This window comes from Mediterraneibacter sp. HA8405, from assembly GCF_056148955.1.
This window is the reverse complement of the sequence record NZ_CM148758.1, coordinates 38058-58787: the sequence shown is the minus strand read 5'-3', so window position 1 is coordinate 58787 and position 20730 is coordinate 38058. Positions and strand designations below refer to the sequence as shown.

Genomic DNA, 20730 nt, shown 5'->3' with positions numbered 1-20730 from the left:
AAAACCTGCAAAGAGCAGCTTTTCTGCATATTAAGAAATCCGGGAGAGCAGTCAGATCTGCTCTCCGTTTTTATATTTTCTTACTACATTCTGAATTCTTGCATTCGGGCTTAAGATCGAACTGATGGAACCGTCATGGTTCAGTGTATCGATGAGAAGCGCGATGTATTTGCTCATATCACAGTTGATATAATAAGGCTTGGACAGAAGCTCCGGCGTCTGATAAATCAGGTTGGTAGTGAGAATTCCGTTGATGATTCCGGATTCATATGCTTTGTCAAACTTATCCAGCCCATTTGTAAAGAGGCCGAATGTAGCGGCCGCATAAATACGTTTCGCTTTTCTCTTTTTCAGCTCGGTAGCCACATCAATAATACTGTCGCCGGAGGAAATCATATCGTCAATAATAATGACATCCTTGCCTTCAACAGAACTTCCCAGGAACTCATGAGCGACAATGGGGTTGCGGCCGTCAACGATACGGGTGTAATCACGGCGCTTATAGAACATACCCATGTCCAGTCCGAGAACATTTGCCAGATATACAGCACGGTTTGTGCCGCCTTCATCCGGGCTGATAGCCATCATATGCTGAGCGTCGATCTGCAGGTCGTCTACCGTACGGAGAAGCCCCTTGACAAACTGGTAAGTCGGTGAGACAGTCTCAAAACCGCTTAAAGGAATTGCATTCTGCACCCGTGGATCGTGAGCGTCAAAGGTAATAATATTTTCCACACCCATGCGTACAAGTTCCTGAAGAGCCAGAGCGCAATCCAGAGATTCTCTGGAACTTCTCTTGTGCTGCCGGCTTTCATAGAGGAAAGGCATAATGACATTGATTCTTCGTCCTTTGCCTCCGACAGCGGCGATCATTCGTTTCAGATTCTGGAAATGATCATCCGGAGACATATGATTCGTCCTGCCGGTCAGGGAATACGTAACATTATAATTGCATACATCCACCATCAGGTAGAGATCTTTGCCGCGGACAGACTCTTTCAGAATTCCCTTTGCTTCGCCTGAGCCAAAGCGGGGTACCTGTGCATTAATTAAATAGGTATCTTTCTCATAACCGGCGAAAGCAATATCATCCCGGTATTCGTGGCCGCTTTCGTGGCGCCATCTGACAAGATAGTCGTTGACTTTCTCTCCCAGCTCTTCGCATCCGGGCAGACAAATCATCCCCAGACTTCCTACCGGAATATTTTCTAAGATTCGTTCTGTTCGACGTAACATGAATGATCCTCCCTGTGTTTTATCTTCTTTTTAATACGTATATCATCACCGACTATTTTCAACAGTGAATAGCTGCTGGTAATTCTGGAAAAGGACCGTTCTGTGTACAGGTCGGCAAGGGATTCCAGCGACAGATTTGTTGAAATAATCGTTGATTTCCTGTGTAAAAGCCGCTCGTTAATGCAGGTAAAAAATTGTGAAGCAATAAACTGATTTGTATATTCACTGCCCAGATCATCGATAATCAGAAGATCGCAGCTGAAAATATACTCGTTCATATTTTTTGCATCGGCATCTTTCCTGTCAAAGGCTGTCTGAGCAAGAGCGTTAAAAAGCTGAGGCGCCGAAAGATAAAGCACTGAGAATTCTTTTTCCATGATTTTTCGCGCAATGCATGTGGATAAATATGTTTTTCCAACTCCTACACTGCCGTAGAAAAACAGGTTGCGGAATTCCGTGCCGAATGTGTCTATAAACTGATGGCAGACTTTGAGTGTATCCTCCATCATGGCGCGCGCCGAACGGCCGGTTTTTTTATCATAATAGGATGTGGGATAAAAATCAAGCCTGAAATTGTCAAAAGAAGCGTCTGCGGACAATTCTTTTATATTGGACTGATCATATAAAAGGTCAATTACGGCCTTTTTGAAACAGTGACATTTTTCGCTGCCGATATATCCGGTATCTTTGCAGTCTCTGCATGTATAAACCGGATCCAGGTAGTCTTCCGGATATCCCGCGGACAGGAGAAGCTTTTTCTTGCTGCTGCGGAGAATTGCCAGTTCTTCTTTCAGTGAGGAGACAGCTTTTTCATCTCCGTTTAAAAGTTTTTTCCCGTACTGAACGGAAAGAATGGCAATTGAATCATCAAGCGCTTTGAATTCCGGGAGCTTTTCACATACTTCATTGTAATGCGCGGTCTGTATATCGTGATTCTTTAACTGCCGCTGCTCATACTCGCGCATGATGCTGTAATACTGTGAGTTTTTTAAAGCCATGAATCTGCTCCTTCTAATTACTGTTTAACAGTTGTTCTTCCAGGGCGTCCATATCATAAGTACGCCTTTCGAAATTGTTCATATTTTTTACTGCGGCCCGTGGTCTGGACGCTGTCCTTCCGGCGTTTTTTTCCTTCTGATATGCATCATCAAGAGCGGAGATATCCGAGAGATGTTTTACTCCGTTCTGACGCCATCTGCCGAGGATTGTATCGGCATATTCAAAACTGGGCTGATGGGTAGCCGAGATTGTACGGCGGCAGGCTTCCTGAATTATATCAGAAGAAAAGCCGTATTCTTCCGCCCACTTTTTAATATATGTAAGTTCCGATGCTGCAGGCCCCCGGTTCTTGATGCCGAATGCATTGAGCACAGTGTAACAGTTCCGGCTGTAGAGCATGGATTGCTCTTTCGCCTGAGAAACAGTCTCTATGCCTTCCTCGACCCAGGAGAAGGCAACCTTCTGGATATAATGCATACTCTTATGGCCGTTTTCCACACAGGTTTCAATCAGATATTCGATCAGATCTGCAGACATATGCAGTGTTTCGTAAAAATAAGTAATTGTATCCACATCTGTACGTGTCAGTGTCTTGCCCAGATATTGCTCCGCGATAAAAAGAAGTGATTTAAGCTCCTTTTGTGTGCGGAATGCGTCCAGGGGAACGGCTTTGCTTCCAGAAGAAACGGCGCTTTTTGCCGCCGGTGTTTCCGGCATGGAAACAGGAGCGCTTTCTTTTCTGGAAAAAGAATTTCTTCGAAGCTCCAGCCCTGTGATTTTGCCGTCGGAATCCCGGACTACAGTCAGAAGACCTGCAGATTCCCAGTAGCGGAATGCGCGCAGAATATCCTTTTCAGTATTGTTCAGGCAGTCTGCAATAGTAGAAATTGTAATGGACGAACAGGGGTCGTCCAGGTGGCGCAGCAGAAAAAGATACACCTTAACAAATTCACCATTGGCATCGGCCATATAATGGTCTATAAAATCATTCGGCAGCAGAGTTGCATTTGTCTGAAATTTGTTTTTTAATGTCAGTGTTTTCATAAACATCAGGTCCCACTTTCTATATCAGTCCCGGAAAACAGCAGCGTATAAAACAAACAGAAACGCTGCGGCAGGAATGCCGGGGCATTCCTGCGCTAAAAGGCATAAAGCGGACTTCCGTCCCGTCCGCTTCGTTACTCCAATAATATATCATTATATCATCGGGTTAAAAAGTACTTTTTCGTGGGTAACTCCGGGTTTTTTGTAGATAACTCTGTGCAGAAAATGTGGATAACTCTGGAAAGCCCTATTTTTTAAGGAGATCTTCGCCTACCGTTACAATATCTCCGGCTCCCATTGTAATAAGGAGATCTCCGGGAGAACAGTTTTCCTTCAAAAAGTTTTCTATTTCTTCAAAACTGGGGAAATAATGGGTATCTGTTCCCAGTTTTGCCGTCTCTTTAGCCAGATCGGCGGAAGAGATCCCCAGCGTATCGGTTTCCCTTGCGGCATAAATATCTGCAAGCACCAGATGATCTGCATGGGAGAGCGCTTCTGCAAATTCATGGAAGAATGCCTTTGTACGTGTATACGTATGGGGCTGAAATACACACCATACACAGTTGTGCGGGTGATGTTTTGCAGCCTTCAGCGTGGCGCTGATTTCTGTAGGATGATGTGCGTAGTCATCTACGATGGTGACTCCGTTGAATTCCCCTTTATATTCGAAACGGCGGTCTGTTCCGGTAAAGGAAAGCAGGCCTTCCCTGATCGTTTCCATGGGGATATCCAGCAGTTCTGCTACCGCAATGGCAGAAAGCGCATTTGACACGTTGTGATCGCCTGTAACGGAAAGGGTGATATGTTCCTGTGAACCGTCCCGGCGGATCATATTAAAGGCAACATGGCCCTGATCGTCATAGGAAATATCAGCGGCATGGTAATTAAAATCAGCAGAAGAACCGTAGGTTATCACCTGACAGGAAAGTCCCCGGCAGATTTCTTCATAATTTTTAATATCGCCGTTGATGACAAGCGTGCCGTCATCAGGAAGCAGTTCCGCAAACTGGCGGAAAGAGTGCCGGATATCTTCCAGATCTTTGAAGAAATCCAGGTGATCTTCTTCAATATTCAGGATGACGCTGATTTTCGGGAAAAAATGAAGAAAGCTGTTGGTATATTCACAGGCTTCTGTAATAAATGTCCCGGAATTTCCAACCCGGATATTTCCTCCGATTGCTTTCAGAATACCGCCTACGGATATGGTGGGATCCAGATCTCCGGCAAGAAGGATGTGTGAGATCATAGAAGTTGTAGTTGTCTTGCCGTGGGTTCCGGATACCGCGATGGGCGTTTCGTAATTTTTCATAAGCTGTCCCAGCAGCTCGGCACGGGTGAGCATGGGGATCTTTTTCGCCACCGCTTCAATCAGTTCGGGATTGCTGCGGCTGATGGCCGCTGTATATACCACGCATTCAATTTCATCGGTAATATTTTCTGCTTTCTGCCCGTAAAGAATATGTGCGCCTTCCGATTCCAGCTTACGGGTCAGAGGAGATTCTTTGGAATCAGAACCGGATATGGTAAATCCTTCTTCCAAGAGAATTTCTGCGAGGCCGCTCATGCTGATGCCTCCGATTCCGATAAAATGAATGTGTATCGGTTTCTTAAAGTCAATTTTGTACATATGGATTCCTCTTCTCATTAAAAAATCATAGTATTTCACGTATTTGTGAAATCAAAATCAGTTTTTTTCAGTCATAAACAGGTATCATCTTCTATATTATACTATATATAAAAGAAATTTAAAGAAGTTCTTTTTGTGTGAAGTTCACAAAAAGGTGTAAAAAAATAGAAAAAAATTGTAAATAATATTGGCGAAAAACAAATATATGGTATAATAAATGCATCTAACCAGAAATGAGGTGACGCAATGTTTAAAAAGGAAATGATTGCCATGCTGTTGGCGGGCGGACAGGGCAGTCGACTGGGAGTTCTTACGGCAAAGGTTGCAAAACCTGCTGTGGCTTTTGGCGGTAAGTATCGTATTATTGATTTTCCGCTGAGCAACTGTATTAATTCCGGAATAGACACTGTGGGGGTGCTGACTCAGTATCAGCCGCTGAGGCTGAATACACATATCGGTATCGGTATCCCGTGGGATCTGGATCGTAATGTGGGAGGCGTATCAATCCTGCCCCCTTATGAGAAGAGCTCCAACAGTGAGTGGTATACAGGAACAGCAAATGCTATTTATCAGAATCTGAATTATATGGAAACCTATAATCCGGATTATGTTCTGATTCTTTCCGGCGATCATATTTACAAAATGGACTATGAAGTTATGCTTGATTACCACAAGGCAAATCATGCGGATGTAACAATAGCGGCAATGCCGGTGCCGATTGAAGAGGCAAGCAGGTTCGGTATTGTTGTGACAGACACAGACGGAAGAATTAAGGAATTCGAGGAGAAACCGGAAAAACCCAGCAGTAACCTGGCATCAATGGGTATTTATATTTTCAGCTGGCCGGTTTTGAGAGATGCGCTGATTCAGCTGAAAGATCAGCCGAACTGTGACTTCGGAAAACATGTTATTCCGTACTGTCACCAGAAAGAGGACAGGCTGTTCGCATATGAGTACAACGGATACTGGAAAGATGTGGGAACGCTCAGTTCATACTGGGAAGCTAATATGGAACTGATCGATATTATACCGGAATTTAATCTCTATGAAGAATTCTGGAAGATCTACACGAACAGCGCGAATATTCCACCTCAGTATATCGCGGAGCAGGGGGTAGTAGATCGCTGTATCATTTCCAATGGTTCGGAGATATATGGGGAAGTTCACAGCTCCGTGCTGGGCGGCAGCGTGACGATCGGAAAAGGAAGCGTGGTCCGGGATTCCATTATCATGCAGGGCGTGAAGATCGGAGAGAACTGTGTGATTGACAAGGCGATCATTGCAGAGGATGTGACCATTGGCGATAATGTCGCAGTGGGTATCGGAGCGGATGTGCCGAATAAGATGAAACCAAATATTTACAGCGGCGGGCTGGCTACGATCGGAGAAAATTCGATGATCCCGTCCGGTGTGCAGATAGGAAAGAATACCGCCATTAGCGGTGTGACATCAGCGGAGGATTACATCGATGGAGTGCTGGAAAGCGGTGAAACATTGATAAAGGCAGGTGACAGATTATGAGAGCAGTAGGTATTATTTTAGCAGGCGGAAACAGCCGGAAGATGCATGAGCTGACGGCAAAACGCGCGGTGGCGGCCATGCCCATTGCAGGCAGTTACAGAGCCATAGATTTTGCGCTCAGCAATATGACCAATTCTCATATTCAGAAGGTCGCAGTGTTGACTCAGTATAATGCAAGATCGCTTAATGAGCATCTGAATTCCTCAAAATGGTGGGATTTCGGAAGAAAGCAGGGCGGTCTGTTCGTGTTTACACCGACCATAACAGCAGACAACGGTTACTGGTACCGGGGAACCGCGGATGCGATCTACCAGAATCTTGATTTTCTCAGGAAATGTCATGAGCCTTATGTAATCATTACTTCCGGCGATGCGGTGTACAAGCTGGATTATAATAAGGTACTTGAATATCATATTGCGAAAAAGGCAGATATTACCGTAGTGTGCAAGGAACTGGAACCGGGCGAGGATGCGACCAGATTCGGTACAATCCGTATGAATGAAGCCTGCAGAATAGAAGAATTTGAAGAGAAGCCCATGGTGGCTCATTCCCAGACAGTGTCCACGGGAATTTACGTAATTCGGAGAAGACAGCTGATTGATCTTGTCGAGCACTGCGCGGAGGAAGAGAGACATGATTTTGTAACCGATATATTGATTCGTTATAAGAATCTGAAGAAAATATACGGTTATAAAATAAACAGCTACTGGAGTAACATTTCAACTGTAGACGCATATTATCAGACGAATATGGATTTCCTGAAACCGGAAGTGCGGAATTATTTCTTCAGAGAGCTTCCAAGCGTTTACTCAAAGGTAAGCGATCAGCCGCCCGCAAAATATAATCCGGGTGCGGTTGTGAAAAACAGCCTTGTGGGAAGCGGAAGTATTATTAATGGTACAGTAGAAAATTCCGTTATTTTCAAAAAGGTATTTGTAGGAAACAATTGTGTGATCAAAAATTCCATCATTCTGAACGATGTGTATCTTGGGGACAACACGTACATTGAAAACTGTATCGTGGAGAGCCGTGACACGATAAGAGCGAATACAAGACATGTAGGAGAAAATGGTGTGAAAGTAGTAGTAGAAAAGAACGAAAGGTACGCAATATAGCAGGTTCGGAAAAAGAACCGCAGGACGCACGAAAAAGGGAGGATAAAATCTGTTTGGGTATGTGCGCCCTGTACAGGCAGTGCGGCCGGAGAAAGGAGACCTGAGAGTATGCAGATAACAGATGTACGTGTGCGCAAAGTCGCAAAAGAGGGGAAATTAAAGGCTGTCGTTTCTATCACGATTGATGATGAATTCGTTGTACATGATATCAAGGTGATAGAGGGCGAAAAAGGATTGTTTATCGCAATGCCGAGTAAAAAAGCAGTGGACGGGGAATACCGTGATATTGCTCATCCCATTAATTCAGGAACAAGAGAAAGAATACAGACAACAATTCTCAATAAATATGAAGAGTCATTGGAAGCGGAAGAACCGGTTCTGGTTGACGAGATGTAGATAAAAAGACGGGAAAAAGTAAATATGGAAAAGTATCGGGCTGCCGCATTAATGCGGCAGCCCGATTGCTGCAGACGTTATTCCGGCAGTTCAAAAACCATCCTGCGTCCGTCCCGGGGATGGCGGAATTCAAGACGGTATGCGCAGAGCCTGAGGGGCTCTGCGTTTTTGCTGTCTGCAGGTGAATTTTCACGGACCGGATTTCCGTATTTTCTGTCTCCTGCCAGCGGGTGTCCGAAATGCGCCATCTGCACCCGGATCTGATGATGGCGCCCGGTGTCCAGCCGGATTTCAACAAGCGCCGAGGCGGGGGCGGTTTCTTCGTATTTCTTTTTTACCTGATAGTGAAGCCGTGCCGGCTTGGCGCCGGGAGTATCCTTTGTACAGACCCGTGAGGTATTGGTGCGGCCGTCTTTTATCATATAGTTTTCCAGCATGCCCTCGGCAGGTTCCGGTATGCCGGTGACAACGGCACGGTAGTATTTTCCGAAACCGGAGGAGGTAAGCTGCTGATTTAGATTCTTTGCGGCAGCAGGAGTCTTGGCAAATACAAGCAGCCCTTCTACCGGCTGATCAAGGCGGTGAATGACAGCCAGATAGGGCTCTCCGCGGGAAGAGGAAAGCTTTTTGGATCCGGAAGCCAGGCGTGTCTTAAGAAGACTTACCATATCCGGTGTACGGATGCGCGCGCTCTGAGTAGGAAGCCCGGCGGGCTTGCGGCAGACAATAATATCTGAATCTTCATATATAATTTCCGGTGAAATAACCTGTGCCATTTTCCTCTCCTTTTCCGTTTTCGCTTATCTTGACTTTTCTACTGCCTGAGGCTAAACTGATTATCATATAAAAGAATTTCGGAGTCAAGCTCTTTAAGGAGGAAATCCATGATAAATAATGAATGGGAAAGATTTGGTGAGGATATCCGCAGAACAATACAGAATGCTGTGGATTCCCGTGATTTCAGCAGGCTGAATCAGACGGTATCGGATACCATAGGCCAGGCCATGAATACGATTTCCCGGGGACTGAATAACGGCGGATGGTACAGAGAGCCGGGAGACGCCGGACGCTGCGGTCCGGGCGGAGGATTCGGATCAGAAAACTGGAATCAGGCCGGGCAGAACCGGTACGGAGAGACAGCTGGAACGGCAGCATACGCCGGCAGCGGAAGTGAGTATGGAAAAGGGAATACAGAGGTGAAAAGCAGAAGCTCCGCCCTTTATCTCAAAGGGACTTCTGCCAGAATAGGGGGTGCGTTTCTGGCTGTGACAGGCGGGGTGTTCGGCCTTATCAGCATTGCGTTTCTTCTGTTCATAGTAATCAGCAGTATTGCTGCAGGATGGGATGTGCTGAATGTGGCTGGTTCGGCTGCAATCGGTATTTTTACAATTGCGTTTGCGGTTATGTTTGGCGCGGGACTTGGGATGTCCTCGGAAGCCGGCCGCTTCCGCCAATATGTAAAGATTCTTCAGGAAAGGGAGTACTGTGATATAAAAGAACTGGCTGGACGGACGGGCCGGTCGGCCAGGGCGGTTATCAAAGATCTGAAAAGAATGATAAAAAAAGGATGGTTCCGGCAGGGGCATCTGGATGAACAGGAAACCTGCCTGATGGTCAGTGATGATGCATACAGACAATATACAAGCCTGATGGATCGGGTGCGCAGGGAAAAGGAGGAAAAGGCCGCGGCTGATGCCAGAGCGCGGCAGGAACATGAAAAGCTTTCCCCGGAGGTGCAGAAAATTCTGGCGGCAGGAGATGAGTATGTGAGAAAGATCCGGGAGGCTAATGACGCTATTCCCGGAGAGGAGATTTCGGCAAAGATATCAAGAATGGAAATGCTGGTGGGCCGTATTTTTGACCGGGTGGAGCAGAATCCGGATTCTGTTGACGATATCGGCAAGCTGATGGAATACTATCTCCCCACAACGATCAAACTTCTGGAAGCTTATGAGGAACTGGACGCCCAGCCTGTTCAGGGAGAAAATATTCTGTCATCCAGGCGGGAGATAGAAAAAACAATAGATACGCTGAATACTGCTTTTGAGAAACTGCTGGACGATCTGTTCCAGGATACTTCATGGGATGTATCGTCAGATATTTCAGTGCTTGAAATGATGCTGGCCCAGGACGGGCTGACTGAAGACGGGCTGAAAAAGAAGCGGTAAAAGTACAGGCTGAGAATAGTTGAAAATAAAAGAAAATGCAATCACGGAGGCTAAGATTATGGGCAGCGAATTTAAAGATCTGGACACAGCACCTACATTAACATTGGATCCATTTCAGACACAGGAGGAGAAGAAACCTCCGGTAGTTCAGCAGCAGGAAGATCCTGCGATGGATGACAGTATTCTTACGGAAGAGGAACGCAGACAGGTAGACGCATTTGCCAGTCAGATTGATCTGACAAATTCCACACTGGTGCTTCAGTATGGGGCGGGAACCCAGAAAAAGATGGCTGATTTTTCTGAGTCTGCCCTGGAAAATGTGAGATCAAAAGATCTGGGAGAAGTAGGGGAGCTGCTTTCCGGTGTGGTTACAGAACTGAAGAGTTTTGACGAGGAAGAAGAAAAAGGTTTTTTCGGTTTTTTCAAAAAGACATCCAATAAAATTCAGGCCATGAAGGCCAAATATGCGAAAGCTGAGGAAAATGTCAGTCAGATTGTCAAAGCGCTTGAAAAACATCAGGTACAGCTTATGAAAGATACAGCCCTGCTGGATAAGATGTATGAGCTGAATCTCACATATTTTAAAGAACTGTCCATGTACATTCTGGCGGGAAAGAAAAAACTGGCGGAAGTCAGAAATACCCGGCTTGCGGAACTGACGGCAAAGGCGCGGACTTCCGGCCTGCCTGAAGATGCCCAGGCCGCGAAAGATCTGGACTCAATGTGCAGCCGGTTTGAAAAAAAGATTCATGACCTGGAACTGACAAGAATGATTTCCATTCAGACGGCGCCTCAGATCCGCCTTGTTCAGAATAACGACACATTAATGGTAGAGAAGATTCAGTCCACGATTGTTAATACAATTCCTTTGTGGAAAAGCCAGATGGTGCTGGCTCTTGGAGTGGAGCACTCATCCCAGGCGGCGGCGGCGCAGCGTCAGGTGACGGATATGACAAATGAACTGCTCAGAAAAAACGCGGAGAAGTTAAAAATGGCCACCACAGAAACGGCCCGGGAGTCTGAACGGGGCATTGTGGATATGGATACGCTGAAAGCCACAAATGAGTCGCTTATCTCTACCCTGGATGAGGTGATGAATATACAGAAAGAAGGCCGGCAGAAACGGCAGGAAGCAGAAGCGGAACTGCGTAATATGGAGCAGGAGCTGAAGAAAAAACTGCTGGAAATACAGGGCTGAAGCAGTGAAGAACGGCAGCGAAGCAAAAAGGGATGCCTGCATGCTTGACAGAACGGCTCTTTTTCGTTAGAATCACATTTAACGCCAGATACTGGCGGAATATGCTTTACAGTATGAGTAGGGCGGGCGATGAACGGGATTAGTATATATGAGAAAATGCCACAGAGAGAAGGCGGATGGTGCAAGCCTTTTGCAGGACTGTATAGAACCGGCCCGGGAGCTTCTGCATGAAAGTGCAGCGTATATTCTGCGTTAAGGGATAAAGAGTGAACAGGATACAGAGGATCTGTGCCGGCAGTGTGCATATTTGCGGACAGGCACTGTGGCAGACGATTTTAAGTATAATGTTAATTAGGGTGGTACCGCCGGGATATCCGGTCCCTTGCTGTGAGGGACTTCAGATGTCCCGGCGTTCGTTGTTTTTTGAAAGAACGCATTTAGAAATACAAGAATGCGGTAAAGGAGAAGAGAAGATGGCAAAGGAAAAGAAGCTGGTACAGTCAATCACTTCAAGAGATGAAGACTTCGCTCAGTGGTATACAGACGTTGTTCGTGAGGCAAAACTGTGCGACTACTCAGGAGTGAAAGGATGTCTGAATTATCTGCCGAACGGATATGCTCTGTGGGAGAATATTCAGGCGGATCTGGACAAAAGATTTAAAGACACAGGAGTGGAAAATGTATATCTTCCGGTATTGATCCCGGAGAGTCTGCTTCAGAAAGAGAAGGATCATATTGAAGGTTTTGCGCCGGAGGTTGCATGGGTGACCCACGGCGGTATGGAGCCGCTGCAGGAGCGCTTCTGTATCCGACCCACATCTGAGACGCTGTTCTGCGATGTGTGGAGCAAAACGGTGCAGTCCTACCGCGATTTGCCGAAAGTATGGAACCAGTGGTGCTCCGTTCTTCGCTGGGAGAAGACCACAAGACCGTTTCTGCGTTCCAGAGAATTCCTGTGGCAGGAGGGGCACACCATCCATGCCACATATGAGGAAGCAGAAGAGCGTACGAAAATGATGTGGGAAGTATATAAGAGCTTTGTGGAGGAAGATCTGGCGATTCCGGTTGTGGCGGGAAGAAAGACAGACAGCGAGAAGTTTGCCGGAGCACAGGATACCTATACAATCGAGGCACTGATGCATGACGGACAGGCGCTGCAGTCTGCCACCAGCCATTTCTTCGGGAATGCATTCCCGGATGCGTTTAATATCAAATACGCAGACAAGAATAACGAACTGCACAGTGTATATGAGACATCCTGGGGACTGTCCACAAGAATTATCGGAGCTATCATCATGGTACACGGTGATGACAGCGGTCTGGTGCTTCCGCCCAGAATCGCGCCTGTGCAGACAAGAGTCATTCCGATCGCCCAGCATAAAGAAGGCGTGCTGGATAAGGCGAATGAGCTGCTGGATGCTCTGAAGGCAGCAGGATACCGCGCGAAGATCGATGATTCCGAGAAGAGCCCGGGCTGGAAATTCAGCGAGCAGGAGATGCTTGGCATTCCCACCCGTATTGAAATCGGACCGAAAGATATCGAGAACGGACAGGTCGTAGTTGTCCGCCGCGATACAAGAGAAAAGATCGTTGTTGCCATTGATGAGATTGCTGAAAAGCTGGGAGAGATCCTGGAGACAATTCAGAAAGACCTGTATGCGAAAGCAAAAGCATTTCTTGATGATCATATCAGCACAGCTGTTACAATGGACGAGATGAAAGATGCCGTTCAGAATAAGAAAGGTTTCGTCAAAGCCATGTGGTGCGGCGAGGAAGAATGCGAGGATGAGATCAAGGCTCAGACGGGCGGGGTCACATCCAGATGCATTCCCATGGAGGAAGAACATCTTTCCGATGTGTGCGTATGCTGCGGCAAACCGGCGAAACACATGGTATACTGGGGAAGAGCATATTAAAATCCGAATATTCAGACAATATGGGCGAAAGGGGACTGTCCCCTTTCGCCCATATTGTCTGAAATTTTCAAATCATTGTAAAATCCCTTGACTTTCCATATTAAACGTAATAAAATGATCAGGCGTGCATGAAAATGCATCCTTATTTTCGTGTGCGAAAAAGGATAATGACATATAATTATCCGCAGCCCCTCACGGAATAGCCCGTGGGGAAACGAATAATTCATAGGAGGTGAAAAGGAATGCCAACATTTAACCAGTTAGTTAGAAAAGGACGTCAGACTTCTGAGAAAAAGTCTACAGCACCGGCACTTCAGAAAGGATACAACTCTCTGAGAAAACGTGCGACAAACACATCTTCACCGCAGAAGAGAGGTGTCTGCACAGCTGTTAAGACTGCTACACCGAAGAAGCCTAACTCAGCTCTGAGAAAGATCGCCAGAGTTCGTCTTTCTAACGGAATCGAAGTAACAAGCTACATTCCGGGCGAGGGACACAACCTTCAGGAGCATAGCGTTGTTATGATCCGTGGAGGAAGAGTTAAGGACCTGCCTGGTACAAGATACCACATCATCCGTGGTACACTGGATACAGCAGGTGTTGCGAAGAGACGTCAGGCGCGTTCAAAATACGGCGCTAAGAGACCGAAAGACGCAAAGAAATAAGTAACTGATAGTTAAATCGTATCACAAACAGAACTATGATTATCGTAAGGTTGCGGATTAAACATCTATAAATAGAGTCCCGCGGCCGCGAGCACATGAAATGCGATTCCATAGAAAGACACATGTGAGTACCGATGAATTAATCCCGGTTTGACCGGAAAATATGATTAAGGAGGGAAGGACCGTGCCACGTAAAGGACATACTCAGAAAAGAGATGTATTAGCGGATCCGATATACAACAATAAAGTTGTTACCAAACTTATCAACAACATCATGCTGGATGGTAAGAAAGGCGTAGCACAGAAAATTGTATACGGCGCATTTGAGAGAGTTGAAGCAAAGGCTGAGAAGCCGGCAATCGAGGTGTTCGAGGAAGCTATGAACAACATGATGCCGGTTCTGGAAGTTAAGGCAAGACGTATCGGCGGTGCAACATACCAGGTGCCGATCGAGGTTCGTGCCGACAGACGCCAGGCGCTCGCTCTTCGCTGGCTGACAATGTACTCCCGTCAGAGAGGCGAGAAGACAATGGAAGAAAGGCTGGCAAATGAGATTCTTGACGCAGCAAACAACACAGGCGGAGCTGTGAAGAGAAAAGAAGATATGCACAAGATGGCAGAGGCAAACAAGGCGTTTGCTCACTATCGTTTCTAATTATCTTAGGAGGAAAAAACCTTGGCTGGAAGAGAATATCCATTAGAGAGAACCAGAAACATCGGTATCATGGCGCATATTGATGCAGGTAAGACTACACTGACAGAGCGTATTCTCTACTATACCGGTGTTAACTATAAGATTGGTGATACTCATGAGGGTACTGCTACCATGGACTGGATGGAGCAGGAGCAGGAAAGAGGTATCACGATCACATCAGCCGCTACCACATGCCACTGGACTCTGGAAGAGAAAACAAAACCGAAGCCGGGAGCCCAGGAGCACCGTATCAATATCATTGATACTCCGGGACACGTTGACTTTACTGTAGAGGTTGAGCGTTCACTTCGTGTACTGGACGGCGCTGTCGGCGTTTTCTGTGCGAAGGGCGGTGTTGAGCCTCAGTCAGAGAACGTATGGCGTCAGGCTGATACGTACAATGTACCGAGAATGGCATTCATCAACAAGATGGACATTCTTGGAGCTGATTTCTACAACGCAGTAGATCAGATCAAGACAAGACTTGGGAAAAATGCTATCTGTCTTCAGCTCCCGATCGGAAAAGAAGACGAATTCAAAGGTATTATCGACCTGTTCGAGATGCAGGCTTATATCTATAATGATGATAAGGGTGATGATATTACAGTATGCGACATCCCGGAAGAAATGCAGGATGAGGCTGAACTGTACCACACAGAGCTTGTAGAGAAAATCTGCGAATTGGACGACGATCTGATGATGGAATACCTGGAGGGCGAGGAGCCGTCCGTAGATGCAATGAAAGCAGTGCTGAGAAAAGCTACATGTGAATGTACAGCTGTTCCGGTTTGCTGCGGTTCTGCATACAGAAATAAAGGTGTTCAGAAACTTCTGGACGCGATTCTTGAATTCATGCCTGCTCCGACAGATATACCGGCTATTAAGGGTGTTGACGATGACGGTAACGAAGTAGAGAGACACTCTTCAGACGAAGAGCCGTTCTCCGCTCTCGTATTCAAGATCATGACAGACCCGTTTGTAGGTAAACTTGCTTACTTCAGGGTTTATTCAGGAACAATGAACTCAGGTTCTTATGTTCTGAATGCAACAAAAGGCAAAAAGGAACGTGTCGGACGTATCCTTCAGATGCACGCAAATCACCGTGCAGAGCTGGACAAAGTTTATTCAGGAGATATTGCTGCTGCAATCGGATTTAAATTCTCCACAACCGGAGATACAATCTGTGACGAGCAGCATCCGGTAATCCTTGAGTCCATGGAATTCCCGGATCCGGTTATCGAGCTTGCCATTGAGCCGAAGACAAAGGCTTCTCAGGGCAAACTTGGTGAATCTCTTGCAAAACTTGCAGAAGAAGACCCGACATTCCGTGCTCATACAAACCAGGAGACAGGACAGACGATTATCGCCGGTATGGGCGAGCTTCATCTGGAGATTATTGTTGACCGTCTTCTCCGTGAGTTCAAGGTAGAGGCCAACGTAGGCGCACCTCAGGTTGCTTACAAAGAGACAATTACCAAACCTGCGGATATCGACAGCAAATATGCAAAACAGTCCGGTGGACGCGGACAGTACGGACACTGTAAAGTTAAATTCGAGCCAATGGATGCAAACGGTGAGGAGACATACTCATTTGAGTCCACTGTTGTCGGAGGATCTATTCCGAAGGAATACATCCCGGCTGTAGACGAAGGTATCCAGGACGCTATGAAGTCCGGTATCCTCGGAGGATTCCCGGTAGTAGGCGTTCACGCGAACTGCTACGACGGATCCTACCATGAGGTCGACTCTTCCGAGATGGCGTTCCATATCGCTGGTTCTCTTGCATTTAAGGATGCTATGAAACAGGGCGCTCCGGTACTGCTTGAGCCGATCATGAAGGTTGAAGTAACAATGCCGGAAGAGTATATGGGCGATATCATCGGTGACCTGAACTCCCGCCGCGGACGTATCGAGGGTATGGATGACCTTGGCGGCGGAAAGATTGTACGTGCATTCGTTCCGCTTTCCGAGATGTTCGGATATTCTACAGATCTTCGTTCCAGAACACAGGGACGTGGTAACTACTCGATGTTCTTCGAAAAATACGAGCAGGTACCGAAGTCTGTACAGGAAAAAGTATTATCCAATAAAAATGATTAAATCATATAAAAAAGCTTGAAAAACGGCTAGGTTTGAAATATAATCAAACTTAGCCGGGTAAAATCGAAGTAAGTAAAATGCCTGAAAACAGGCGATATTTTTAAGGAGGACATTCAAAATGGCAAAAGCTAAATTTGAAAGAACAAAACCGCATTGTAATATTGGTACAATCGGCCACGTTGACCATGGTAAAACAACTCTGACAGCTGCTATTACAAAAGTACTTTCTCACAGAGTATCTGGTAATGCAGAGGTTGCTTTCGACAACATCGATAAGGCTCCGGAAGAGAGAGAGCGTGGAATCACAATCTCTACAGCACACGTTGAGTATGAGACAGAGAATCGTCACTATGCACACGTTGACTGCCCGGGACATGCCGACTACGTTAAGAACATGATCACAGGTGCTGCTCAGATGGACGGCGCTATCCTTGTAGTTGCTGCTACTGACGGTGTTATGGCTCAGACAAAAGAGCATATCCTTCTGTCCCGTCAGGTTAACGTTCCGTATATCGTAGTATTCATGAACAAATGCGATATGGTAGACGACGAAGAGCTGCTTGAACTCGTAGAGATGGAGATCCGTGAGGTTCTCAACGAGTATGAGTTCCCGGGAGATGATACACCGGTTATTCAGGGTTCTGCTCTGAAAGCTCTTGAAGATCCGGACAGCGAGTGGGGCGACAAGATCATGGAGCTCATGGACGCTGTTGACGAGTGGATTCCGACTCCGGAGCGTGATACAGATAAGCCGTTCCTGATGCCGGTAGAGGACGTATTCTCTATCACAGGACGTGGTACAGTTGCTACAGGTAGAGTAGAGCGTGGTACACTTCACATTTCTGATGAAGTAGAAATCATCGGTATCCATGAGGATGTTAAGAAGACAGTTGTAACAGGTATCGAGATGTTCCGTAAACTGCTCGATGAGGCTCGCGCAGGTGATAACATCGGTGCTCTTCTTCGTGGTGTTCAGAGAACAGAGATCGAAAGAGGACAGGTTCTTATCAAACCGGGTACAGTTACATGCCATACAAAATTCACATGCCAGGTTTACGTTCTGACAAAAGATGAGGGTGGCCGTCATACACCGTTCTTCAACAACTATCGTCCGCAGTTCTACTTCAGAACAACAGACGTAACAGGTGTTTGCGAGCTTCCGGAAGGCACAGAGATGTGCATGCCTGGAGATCACGTTACAATGACAGTTGAACTGATCCACCCGGTAGCTATGGAAGAAGGTCTGAGATTCGCTATCCGTGAGGGTGGCCGTACAGTAGGATCAGGTACAGTTGCTTCCATCATCGAGTAATCATATCTGATAACAGAATATTGATGCGAATACAACCCCAGAGACTTCGGTTTCTGGGGTTTTGTAGTATATAAAATAATTAGGAAATTGGGAAAGCAATGACGAATATATAGAAAATAGCCACATCGATACTTAGTCTGAAGTATGTTTATGATAACAGTTTAATAACAAAATTAAAAGCAGTAAATCAATCGAAAGTGTCTGCGTTTATAAATCAATCGAAAGTGTCTGCGTTGTTCTAATTTACAGGGTTCCGGGTACAGTGTATAATGTAAGAAAAAATGATTGCGATTTAACTCTCTGCTGAATGTCCAGGAGGTGTTACGAAATGAGAAAAATCAGAACTGTTTGGCTCACATTGTTCCTGTCTTTTAATATATTGTCAGGCTGCGGGAAACAGGAGCCGGATATTGATCTGGCGAGTATTGACATAGCTGAGATCGATAAAATCGAACATACAGGAACTACAGGCGGGCAGGACGGAGGATTTTCATATTCTCTTTCAGAAAGTGAAAACAGCAGTTTTATCGATCTGTTGAATCAGGTGGAACTGGGTAATGCCGTGGATGAAAGAGAAGCATTATCAAATGGAGCAGTTTCTTATTACACACTTTATTTTACAGATGAAGAAACGCTGACAATCAGTCCGGGACGATATTTTAAGATTGGCGATACATATTATGAGTTCAGTAACTATGATGAATTGTGGGATGAGTTTATAGGATTCAATAGTATACATTAGAGGCGACTCCGGAGCAGTTATATTCAAATAATCATAGTATAGACATGTTTGTCTATGAAGGCGCCGCATATGTAAATGCTGCAGACGTAGATTGGATAAAAAATGAAATTTTTGAAAAGGAAAAGTGCAGCAGGAAAATAAACAGTTTCAAAATAACAAAGGATTTCCAGAAAATAAATATTTCGGCAGGAGCAGCAGGGACAGTGGGTTTTCTTAATATTTTTTTAATTCTTCCAGGAATTCTGTACAGACCTGAAACATATGGTATTCTTTTATAGAAGGAAACATATGTAAAGGAGCAGACAGGATGACGGGAGATATTTTAAGATTTTTTGCGGCTATAATATTAGGAATGCATTTGTTCGATAAATACAGACAGGCCAGGCGACAGGGAGAAAGTCTCAGCTTCGTCTGGGGAGGAAGGTCTGCATTAATTGCAGCGGCATTTGTTGCCTTGAATCTGCTGATCGGCTGCTGACAGGAAGCAGCGAAGCGGCTGTTCGGTTATGGATAAGCAGATTGCGAATATCCGGTTGAATATGAAAATTTTATTTGAAAGTAAAAGAGGAAAGATATTTCAGATTACAGAGATATCTTTCCTCATTTTGTCTTTAAAACAGCAAATTATTTTTAGTTTTAGCCTGCCGTATCCGGCTGATGGAGTTCCTGCCGCAGTTTCCTCAGTATTACTGCTGACAGCAGCGCTGCCAGAAGAGAGGTGCCAGCCATGTTAATCCACAGACCTGTAAGACCCAGCGGCCAGAAGACGCCGATCAGGATCACCGGAAAGATCAGCGCGGTTGACACAGAGATCAGCGTGGCCGGGAGAGGTTTTTCTACTGCCAGCATATAGCTCTGGGTGGCAAAGGAAAACCACCGGGTGAGATATGTTATGGAAAACAGCTGCAGTGCCGTAACGGCCAGAGCCAGAAGTTCCGGATCGGGTGACGGAACAAACAGCCGGGTAATCTGTTCCGGCGCAATGAAGAGTACCAGAGCTGACAGAACAGAGATAAAAGCGCTTGCCAGAAAACAGCAGCGTTCAATGGCCCGTACGCGGGAAAATTTACGGGCGCCCCAGTTATAGCCTACAGCAGGCTGCAGAGAATCGCACATGCCATAGAGGAGGGGCTGGATGAATCCGTCTGCAAACATCAGGATCCCATATACAGAGACTGCCATAGTGCCGCCCAGCCGCACCAGGATGGCGTTCATCAGTATAGATGTAATCCTTCCCGCGATATTGTTAAGAAAATTGGGGCTGCCGCAGCTCAGTATCTGGCGGAACATCTGCAGGTGAAAACGGGGACGGCAGAAGCGCAGCAGCGCTTTTCCGCGGAAAAACGGGATAAGAGCAATCAGCGCGCAGATAAACATGCCGGTACATCCTGCAAGTGCCGCTGCCCACACGCCCCAGCCAAATGCGTCCAGAAACAGAATTTCCAGCAGTCCGCATAAAAGGGACATGAAAATATTGAGGAACATGCTGCCACGGATGTAGCCGCAGATCCGCAGATAGTTGTCCAGAGCAAAGACTATGGTGGTGCCTGGGGAGCAGACCGCATAGACCCGCAGATACTGGACGGCCTGGCCGGCAAATGTGCCTTCCGCGCCCATAAGGCGGATCAGAAGAGGTGCTGCCAGATACATGGCGGCTCCGATCAGGATGCCGGTCAGCAAAATGAGAAGGCAGGCACAGGTGAAAATGTTGTCAGCCCGTTCCTTTTTCTTCTCCCCCAGACTGATGGCAATAGGGACAGAAGAACCAACGCCGATCAGATCTGCCAGAGAGAAATTGATGATTACAAAGGGCATGGCAAGGTTTATGGCGGCAAAAGCAGTCGGACCGATAAACTGCCCCACAAAAACTCCGTCCAGTGTCTGATAAAGGGAAGACGCCAGCATGCTGACGGCGCCCGGAATGGACGCGGTAAAGAAAAGTTTTACCGGATGCGTTTGAGTAAAAAGCTTTGTTGAATCCATATAATACCTCTTGT

General features: G+C 46.3%; 18 protein-coding genes and 1 other annotated feature. Of the genes, 12 read left to right on the top strand and 6 right to left on the bottom strand.

Annotated features, from left to right (window positions below):
* Positions 1-51: 51 nt before the first annotated feature.
* The 4 genes from AC0QUU_RS00255 to murC form a co-directional block, all read right to left on the bottom strand.
* On the bottom strand, positions 52-1236 hold the full coding sequence (locus AC0QUU_RS00255; protein WP_474543789.1) for a ribose-phosphate pyrophosphokinase: 1185 nt from the start codon (positions 1234-1236) through the stop codon (positions 52-54).
* On the bottom strand, positions 1209-2234 hold the full coding sequence (locus AC0QUU_RS00250; protein ID WP_474543787.1) for an ATP-binding protein: 1026 nt from the start codon (positions 2232-2234) through the stop codon (positions 1209-1211). The genes AC0QUU_RS00255 and AC0QUU_RS00250 overlap by 28 nt, the downstream gene beginning before the upstream one ends.
* Before the next feature lie 13 nt (positions 2235-2247).
* Positions 2248-3279, bottom strand: a complete 1032-nt coding sequence (locus AC0QUU_RS00245) for a DnaD domain protein (RefSeq protein ID WP_474545489.1) — start codon at positions 3277-3279, stop codon at positions 2248-2250.
* Positions 3280-3526: 247 nt separating this feature from the next.
* A complete protein-coding gene (gene murC, locus AC0QUU_RS00240) occupies positions 3527-4906 on the bottom strand; it encodes a UDP-N-acetylmuramate--L-alanine ligase (protein ID WP_474543786.1) in 1380 nt (459 codons plus the stop codon).
* Between the two features lie 246 nt (positions 4907-5152).
* Between murC and AC0QUU_RS00235 the strand changes: the two genes are divergently transcribed.
* The 3 genes from AC0QUU_RS00235 (at position 5153) to spoVG (ending at position 7938) form a co-directional block, all read left to right on the top strand.
* Positions 5153-6427: a glucose-1-phosphate adenylyltransferase gene (locus AC0QUU_RS00235; protein ID WP_474543784.1), complete on the top strand. Its 1275-nt coding sequence runs from the start codon at positions 5153-5155 to the stop codon at positions 6425-6427.
* On the top strand, positions 6424-7542 hold the full coding sequence (glgD, locus tag AC0QUU_RS00230; RefSeq protein WP_474543782.1) for a glucose-1-phosphate adenylyltransferase subunit GlgD: 1119 nt from the start codon (positions 6424-6426) through the stop codon (positions 7540-7542). The genes AC0QUU_RS00235 and glgD overlap by 4 nt, the downstream gene beginning before the upstream one ends.
* Before the next feature lie 108 nt (positions 7543-7650).
* Positions 7651-7938: a septation regulator SpoVG gene (gene spoVG, locus AC0QUU_RS00225; protein ID WP_474543780.1), complete on the top strand. Its 288-nt coding sequence runs from the start codon at positions 7651-7653 to the stop codon at positions 7936-7938.
* Between the two features lie 77 nt (positions 7939-8015).
* Here the strand turns inward: spoVG and AC0QUU_RS00220 are convergent, their stop codons facing one another.
* Complete coding sequence (locus AC0QUU_RS00220; protein ID WP_474543778.1) at positions 8016-8714, bottom strand: RluA family pseudouridine synthase; 699 nt, start codon at positions 8712-8714, stop codon at positions 8016-8018.
* Positions 8715-8822: 108 nt separating this feature from the next.
* Between AC0QUU_RS00220 and AC0QUU_RS00215 the strand changes: the two genes are divergently transcribed.
* The 9 genes from AC0QUU_RS00215 (at position 8823) to AC0QUU_RS00175 (ending at position 19011) form a co-directional block, all read left to right on the top strand.
* The gene (locus AC0QUU_RS00215; protein ID WP_474543776.1) at positions 8823-10106 is read left to right on the top strand and encodes a 5-bromo-4-chloroindolyl phosphate hydrolysis family protein; all 1284 of its coding nucleotides are present in this window, start codon (positions 8823-8825) and stop codon (positions 10104-10106) included.
* A gap of 58 nt (positions 10107-10164) precedes the next feature.
* Positions 10165-11304, top strand: a complete 1140-nt coding sequence (locus AC0QUU_RS00210; RefSeq protein WP_474543774.1) for a toxic anion resistance protein — start codon at positions 10165-10167, stop codon at positions 11302-11304.
* A gap of 120 nt (positions 11305-11424) precedes the next feature.
* Positions 11425-11690: a binding site (T-box leader), on the top strand.
* Positions 11691-11777: 87 nt separating this feature from the next.
* The gene (gene proS / locus AC0QUU_RS00205) at positions 11778-13220 is read left to right on the top strand and encodes a proline--tRNA ligase (protein WP_474543772.1); all 1443 of its coding nucleotides are present in this window, start codon (positions 11778-11780) and stop codon (positions 13218-13220) included.
* A 242-nt stretch (positions 13221-13462) separates the two neighbouring features.
* The gene (gene rpsL / locus AC0QUU_RS00200) at positions 13463-13885 is read left to right on the top strand and encodes a 30S ribosomal protein S12 (RefSeq protein WP_087150353.1); all 423 of its coding nucleotides are present in this window, start codon (positions 13463-13465) and stop codon (positions 13883-13885) included.
* 184 nt (positions 13886-14069) lie between these two features.
* Positions 14070-14540, top strand: a complete 471-nt coding sequence (rpsG, locus tag AC0QUU_RS00195) for a 30S ribosomal protein S7 (RefSeq protein ID WP_009243127.1) — start codon at positions 14070-14072, stop codon at positions 14538-14540.
* Between the two features lie 21 nt (positions 14541-14561).
* Positions 14562-16679: an elongation factor G gene (gene fusA, locus AC0QUU_RS00190; RefSeq protein ID WP_474543769.1), complete on the top strand. Its 2118-nt coding sequence runs from the start codon at positions 14562-14564 to the stop codon at positions 16677-16679.
* A 118-nt stretch (positions 16680-16797) separates the two neighbouring features.
* Positions 16798-17991, top strand: coding sequence for an elongation factor Tu (gene tuf, locus AC0QUU_RS00185; RefSeq protein ID WP_474543767.1), 1194 nt, complete (start codon positions 16798-16800; stop codon positions 17989-17991).
* A 328-nt stretch (positions 17992-18319) separates the two neighbouring features.
* Entirely contained in the window at positions 18320-18733 is a 414-nt protein-coding gene (locus tag AC0QUU_RS00180) for a hypothetical protein (protein ID WP_474543766.1), read from the top strand.
* Between the two features lie 44 nt (positions 18734-18777).
* Positions 18778-19011: a hypothetical protein gene (locus AC0QUU_RS00175; protein ID WP_474543764.1), complete on the top strand. Its 234-nt coding sequence runs from the start codon at positions 18778-18780 to the stop codon at positions 19009-19011.
* A gap of 358 nt (positions 19012-19369) precedes the next feature.
* Here the strand turns inward: AC0QUU_RS00175 and AC0QUU_RS00170 are convergent, their stop codons facing one another.
* Positions 19370-20716 (bottom strand): MATE family efflux transporter, encoded by a 1347-nt coding sequence (locus AC0QUU_RS00170; protein ID WP_474543762.1) that lies wholly within the window; start codon positions 20714-20716, stop codon positions 19370-19372.
* Positions 20717-20730: the final 14 nt, after the last annotated feature.